A 5,843-nucleotide genomic window follows, 5' to 3' on the forward strand; every position below is an offset into this window, starting at 1 on the left:
GGCCTGCATCCGTCGATGATGCCGCTGATCGCGGAGCTGGCTGTGGAGGCGTCGAAGAAGACGCAGGTGATCTTTACGACGCACTCCGATCAGTTTTTAGATGCGTTTCGGGACACGCGCCCAACCACCACCGTGGCAAAATGGGAAGACGGGCAGACAAAGCTGCATATCGTGGATGACGACGAACTGAAGCACTTTCTCAAGGATTACTCACTTGGGGCGCTCTTTCGCTCCGGGGAATTGGAGTCCGAGTTTCTGGCGCGGCGGCAGGACGCGGCGTGAGCCAGAAGTTCATCCTGTTTGTCGAGGGCTACACCGAGGCGGCAGGTCTGTCTGGGTTTCTGAAGCGCTGGCTGGATGCACGGCTCGACGCGCCTGTCGGGATTGATGTGGTGCGCTTTGAGGGCTGGAGCGATCTGGTGCGCGATGCGAAAAAGAAAGCTAATCTCTACCTCACTTCCTCCAAGCAGAGCGAGATTATCGCGGTAATCGGGCTAATTGACCTCTACGGCGTGACACTCTACCCAGACGATATTTCTACTGTCAAAGAGCGCTACGATTGGCTAAAAAAAGACATCGAGGATAAAGTTGCGCAGGAGCGCTACCGACAGTTTTTTGCTGTCCATGAAACCGAAGCCTGGTTTCTCGCCAGCCTGAGCGATTTTCCCACGGAGGTGCGTAAGGCGCTGGAGAAGAAGGCCGCCCACCCGGAGCGGGTCAACTTTGACACGCCGCCCGCCAAGCTCTTAGAGGCGACCTTCTCGCGTGAGCTAAAGCGCGACTACAAAAAAGTGACCGAGGCACGCAACCGCTTTCCCAAGCTCGACCCAGAGTTGGTAGCGGCAAAGTGCCCGTACTTACAGGAAATGCTAGAAGAACTGCTAAAACTAGCACAGGAAGCACGACAATGACACGACGTGAGATTTTGCAAAACTGGGGGACGGGCTTTGGAATGCTCGGCCTCGCGAGCCTGCTCGCCGACGAAGCCACCGCTAAGAGCCCCTTTCCCAGCGAGGGACGAGCGCCCGCACCCAGAGGGTACCCGGGGGTTGGGGAGAGGTTAGGTGCGAGGCCAAAAGCCAAGCGCGTCATTTTCCTCTTCATGTCTGGTGGACCGTCGCACGTGGACACGTTTGACCCCAAGCCGCGCCTGACTGCTGATATGGGCAAGCCGCTGCCGTTTGCCAAGCCGTCGCTGGAGCGCACTAAGACCGGAAATCTCCTCGGCTCGCCGTGGCAGTTCAAGAAGCACGGCCAGTGCGGCACCGAGGTGAGCGAACTCTTTCCCAAAGTGGCGGAGTGCGTGGACGACCTGTGCGTCATTCGCTCCATGGTCGCCGACAACATCAACCACAACGGCGCGTGCCTCCAGATGAACACGGGTGAGCAGGCGTTCTCGCGGCCGTCGCTGGGCTCGTGGCTTTTGTATGGGCTGGGGACGGCTAATAAAAACCTGCCGGGCTATGTCGTGCTCTCGCCCGCCCAGCCCGCGCAAGGCGCACCGCTCTGGACGAGTAGCTTCCTGCCCGCAGAATTTCAAGGGACTCTTGTCAGCGATCTCAAGAACCCCATTGCGAATCTGAGCAATGCCAAGCTCTCGGGGCAGAAGCAGCGCGAGCAGCTGGACTTGCTGGCGCAATTAAACGCCGCGCACAAGGCCGCCCGGCCCGGCGATGCGCAATTAGAAGGCCGCATCCAGAGCTTCGAGCTGGCGTTTCGCATGCAGCGTGAGGCACCTGACGCCTTTGATGTCGAGAAGGAGAGTGCGGAGACCAAGAAGCTCTACGGCCTCGATAACCCGCTCACCGAGACCTTTGGGCGGCAGTGCCTGATGGCGCGGCGCTTGGTCGAGCGCGGCGTGCGGATGGTGCAAGTCTACCATACTGCTACCTCCAAGCGCTCCAGCTGCCAGCTCTGGGACCAGCACGGGGGCCTCAAGACCGAGCTGCCCAATAACTGCGCCGCCACGGACCAGCCGATTGCAGCTCTGCTCAAAGACCTCAATGCGCGCGGCTTACTAGAAGACACACTGGTGATCTGGGGCGGGGAGTTCGGGCGCACGCCCACCGCGGAGAGTATGGATGGCCGCGAGCACCATCCGTTTGGCTTCTCCATGTGGCTAGCCGGCGGTGGCGTGAAAGGTGGCATGGTTCATGGCTCCACCGACGAATACGGCTGGCACGCGCAGGATAAGAAAGTCCATGTCCACGACCTACACGCCACGATTTTGCACCTGATGGGAATAGATCACACAAAACTAACGTATCTTTACGGAGGACGAAACTACCGCCTCACCGATGTCTACGGAACGGTGGTAACCGAAATTCTGGCTTAACAACAATGAAAACCACTCGCTTTTTCCGAACTCTTTTTCTGCTGGCCGGAGCAGCAATTATCCCACTCGCGTGCTCCACCCCACCCTCAGAGTCTCGGGGCGTCTCACAAACGCCAAAGCCCTCAGACTGGAAGCTCGGGCATTTTGAAAGCTTAACAGGCGCAGGAGTACTCTACGCGCCCATCACACTCGGCACAGAATCTTACGGATCCTCGGGATACTCTGATTACTCAGGACGTAGTGGCAGTGCGGGATTCACGGGTAACTACCTCTTTGTTCGCACCACAGATAAGTCATCTCACTTCCTACTCGCCAGCAACCGTGGCCTCGTCCGCACACTACTGCCACTACGAGTCGGCATCGTTGATCCAAGTGACGAAAGTAGTGATTCCAAAAAATTACGTGTGGAATGGCTCTACGTCGAGTATGCCTCACAAGACAGCAACAAAGATAACAAGTTAAACGCCGAGGATGCTTTCTCGGTTGGCTTCGCACGTCCTGATGGGACAGACTACCATGATGTTCTAACTAATATTGACGAAGTGCTGGGGACGACCCGGAGTGCTCCCAACACGTTCTTGCTGGTCTACCGCCAGCAGAAAAATATCCAAGTCGCGGAGATTGACATTCCGAGTCGCAAGGTTCTCGTCACCAAGCCTCTGCCTGCTCTTCACACGCCCTGAAACTGAAAAACCTGGGAGAATTTCAATGCAACGCCATCTTGCCCTACTTCGCTATCTGTTCCCTCTCCCCAAACGCCGTCCTCCAGAGGAAGAGTCCGCTGGTCTGCTTCTCGACCGTGCCAGACGGCAGATGTTTGAGCTTCACGCTCGGCATCGAGAGCGAGCCGTTATGGCGATTACGCAGAAAAACAATCTGTTAAACCAAGTAGATGATCTGAAAAAGACCGTACAGAACCTTCAGGAAAAGGCAGACATAGCCATTGCTAAGGACGAGCTGACGCTAGCCGATAAATTACTGCGGGAAAAGCAAAGCTTTGCGGAGTCGCTTCGGAGTTCAGAGGAGACCTTGGAGCAGGCCGAGGAGACAGTCGAGCAGGTTAAACGTGCCATTGAGCGTGAGGAAGAGCAAGTACGTGAGAAAGTGGCGCAGATTCTGACGCTCAAAGCAAAGTGGAAGCAAGGTGAGATTCAACTCGCGATGGAGGATGAGCTTCGCCAGATTGGAGTGTGGCACCTCGCACAACCTCCCGAGCCAACCATTGACCGCAAGACGGCGCGGGAGCTGGTGGGCTTTTTGCTGCTGGCGATCGTCGGGCTATTTATCTTCGCCTTGAGGTAAAACAGCTCTATGAGTAGTCACTTTGATCTAAATGACCGCCCCGCGCCCGATGATGTGCTGGTGGCAATTGCGGACTATGTGCAGGGCGACGCGCCACCGAGTGCGCTGGCGCTCGATACCGCGCGGCTTTGCTTGCTCGACACGCTGGGCTGTGGGATTCTGGCGCTGAGCTTTCCGGCTTGCGTGCGCCATCTGGGGCCGGTGGTGCCTGGAACCGTGGTGCCAAACGGGGCGCGGGTGCCAGGGACGGACTTTCGGCTCGATCCGATCAAGGCGGCATTTGACATTGGCTGCATCGTCCGCTGGCTGGACTACAACGACACCTGGCTCGCCGCGGAGTGGGGGCACCCTTCGGACAACCTCGGTGGGATTCTGGCCGTGGCGGACTACCTCTCACAAGTGCGAGTGGCGGAGGGAAAAGCGCCGCTGACCATGCAGATGGTGCTGGAGGCGATGGTCAAGGCGCATGAGATCCAGGGCGTGCTCGCGCTGACCAATAGCTTCAACCGGGTCGGGCTAGACCATGTGGTGCTGGTGAAAGTGGCGTCCACAGCGGTCGTGGCAAAGCTTCTGGGGGCGGATCGTGGGCAGATAATTGCAGCGCTCTCGCATGCCTGGGTGGACGGGCAGGCGCTCCGCACCTACCGCCACGCGCCCAATGCCGGGCCACGCAAGTCCTGGGCGGCGGGGGATGCGACCTCCCGAGCAGTGCGTCTCGCGCTCCTGGCGGTCGGGGGGGAGCTGGGGATTCCCACAGCACTCACCGCGCCGCGGTGGGGGTTTTATGACGTGCTCTTCGGCGGGAAGCCTTTCTCGCTCTCTCAGCCTTTCGGGAGCTATGTCATGGAGAATATTCTCTTCAAGATCTCCTTCCCCGCCGAGTTTCATGCCCAGACCGCCGTCGAGGCTGCCGTTCGGCTCCACCCACAGGTGAAAGACCGGCTGAGCGAGATCGAGCGCATCGAGCTGACGACCCATGAGTCGGCGATTCGGATCATCTCCAAAGTAGGGCCGCTGAACAACCCGGCGGACCGGGACCACTGCCTCCAGTACATGACTGCGGTCGGGCTGCGCTTTGGAAATCTTACTGCCGAGCACTACGAGGACAGCTTCGTGACTGCCCACCCGGAGCTCGACACCCTGCGCGAGAAGATGGTCGTCCGCGAGGAGCCGCGCTACAGCCAGGAGTACTTAGAAGCGGACAAGCGCTCCATCGCCAACGCCGTGCAGGTGTTCTTCACCGATGGCAGTGCGACGGAGAAAATCGAAGTGGAGTATCCCCTGGGGCACCGTCGCCGCCGGGACGAAGGGATTCCAAAGCTTTTAGAAAAACTGGAGCACAACCTCGCCACGCATTTTACGCCCGAGCGCTGTGAGGCGATCCTGGCACTGGGCAAAAACGCCGAGCAGCTCGCCGCGACCAGCGTCCCGGATTTCATGGCACTGTTTGTCAGGTAAACTGGGGGCATGTTTTCCTTGCCCCTACCCCCTGCATTGGTCTATGCGCTCCCCAAGCAAGCGGCAGCGCCTGTCACCGTCCCTGATAGCTGGATAAAGTCGCTCAAGTGGCGTGCCCTCGGGCCGCCGACCATGGGCGGACGTATTATCGGGATGGCGGTCTACGAGGCCGATCCGAACCAGTACTGGATCGCCACGGCCTCTGGAGGGCTCCTTAAGACCACCAACAACGGCACGACATTTGAGCACCAGTTCGATAAAGAGAGCACGGTCTCGATCGGAGCTGTGGCAGTGGCACAGAGCAACCCTAAAGTGGTCTGGGTGGGCACGGGTGAGAACAACCCGCGCAACTCGGTGAGCTACGGTGATGGGGTGTACAAGTCCGTAGACGGCGGCAAGACCTGGCAGAACATGGGGCTGAAGGGCTCCTACCAGATCGGGGATATCGTCATTGACCCCAAAGACCCCAACACGGTCTATGTCGGGGCGCTGGGGCGGCTCTACGGCGAGAACGAGGAGCGTGGGCTCTTCAAAACCACCGATGGCGGCAAGACCTGGGCGAAGGTTCTCTACTTCGACAACAAGACTGGTGTGGTGGATATCGCGGTCAAGCCAGACGATCCCAACACGATGCTCGTGGCACTCTGGGAGCGCAAGCGCGATGAGTTCGATGCCTGGTCGGTGCTCAAGCCACCTGATGGCACCGATGGCTACGACCCCGAGGTGAAGTGGGGCAAGCACGCCGGAA

At 58.9% G+C, this 5,843-nt stretch carries 7 protein-coding genes; all 7 read left to right on the plus strand.

Translation table 11 applies throughout. The features are described from left to right. Positions 1-282 (plus strand): AAA family ATPase (locus tag RMO15_RS14195; protein WP_309713843.1); only part of this gene is annotated, 282 nt, incomplete at its 5' end. Then, positions 279-911, plus strand: coding sequence for a DUF4276 family protein (locus RMO15_RS14200; protein WP_309713846.1), 633 nt, complete (start codon positions 279-281; stop codon positions 909-911). The genes RMO15_RS14195 and RMO15_RS14200, both read left to right, overlap by 4 nt. Next, a complete protein-coding gene (locus RMO15_RS14205) occupies positions 908-2,335 on the plus strand; it encodes a DUF1501 domain-containing protein (protein ID WP_309713849.1) in 1,428 nt (475 codons plus the stop codon). The genes RMO15_RS14200 and RMO15_RS14205 overlap by 4 nt, the downstream gene beginning before the upstream one ends. Before the next feature lie 404 nt (positions 2,336-2,739). Beyond that, a complete protein-coding gene (locus RMO15_RS14210; protein WP_309713852.1) occupies positions 2,740-3,018 on the plus strand; it encodes a hypothetical protein in 279 nt (92 codons plus the stop codon). Between the two features lie 25 nt (positions 3,019-3,043). Beyond that, positions 3,044-3,637 (plus strand): PspA/IM30 family protein, encoded by a 594-nt coding sequence (locus RMO15_RS14215; protein WP_309713855.1) that lies wholly within the window; start codon positions 3,044-3,046, stop codon positions 3,635-3,637. A 9-nt stretch (positions 3,638-3,646) separates the two neighbouring features. Further along, complete coding sequence (locus RMO15_RS14220) at positions 3,647-5,095, plus strand: bifunctional 2-methylcitrate dehydratase/aconitate hydratase (RefSeq protein ID WP_309713858.1); 1,449 nt, start codon at positions 3,647-3,649, stop codon at positions 5,093-5,095. Between the two features lie 9 nt (positions 5,096-5,104). After that, positions 5,105-5,843 (plus strand): hypothetical protein (locus RMO15_RS14225; RefSeq protein ID WP_309713861.1); only part of this gene is annotated, 739 nt, incomplete at its 3' end.

It is taken from the genome of Armatimonas sp. (assembly GCF_031410135.1).
In the GTDB taxonomy this organism is placed as follows: Bacteria; Armatimonadota; Armatimonadia; order Armatimonadales; family Armatimonadaceae; genus Armatimonas.

Bases quoted from the DNA above. Each gene is read 5' to 3' on its own strand.
- RMO15_RS14220 (WP_309713858.1), top strand. From the start codon at position 3,647: ATGAGTAGTCACTTTGATCTAAATGACCGCCCCGCGCCCGATGATGTG.
- RMO15_RS14215 (WP_309713855.1), top strand. From the start codon at position 3,044: ATGCAACGCCATCTTGCCCTACTTCGCTATCTGTTCCCTCTCCCCAAA.
- RMO15_RS14205 (WP_309713849.1), top strand. From the start codon at position 908: ATGACACGACGTGAGATTTTGCAAAACTGGGGGACGGGCTTTGGAATG.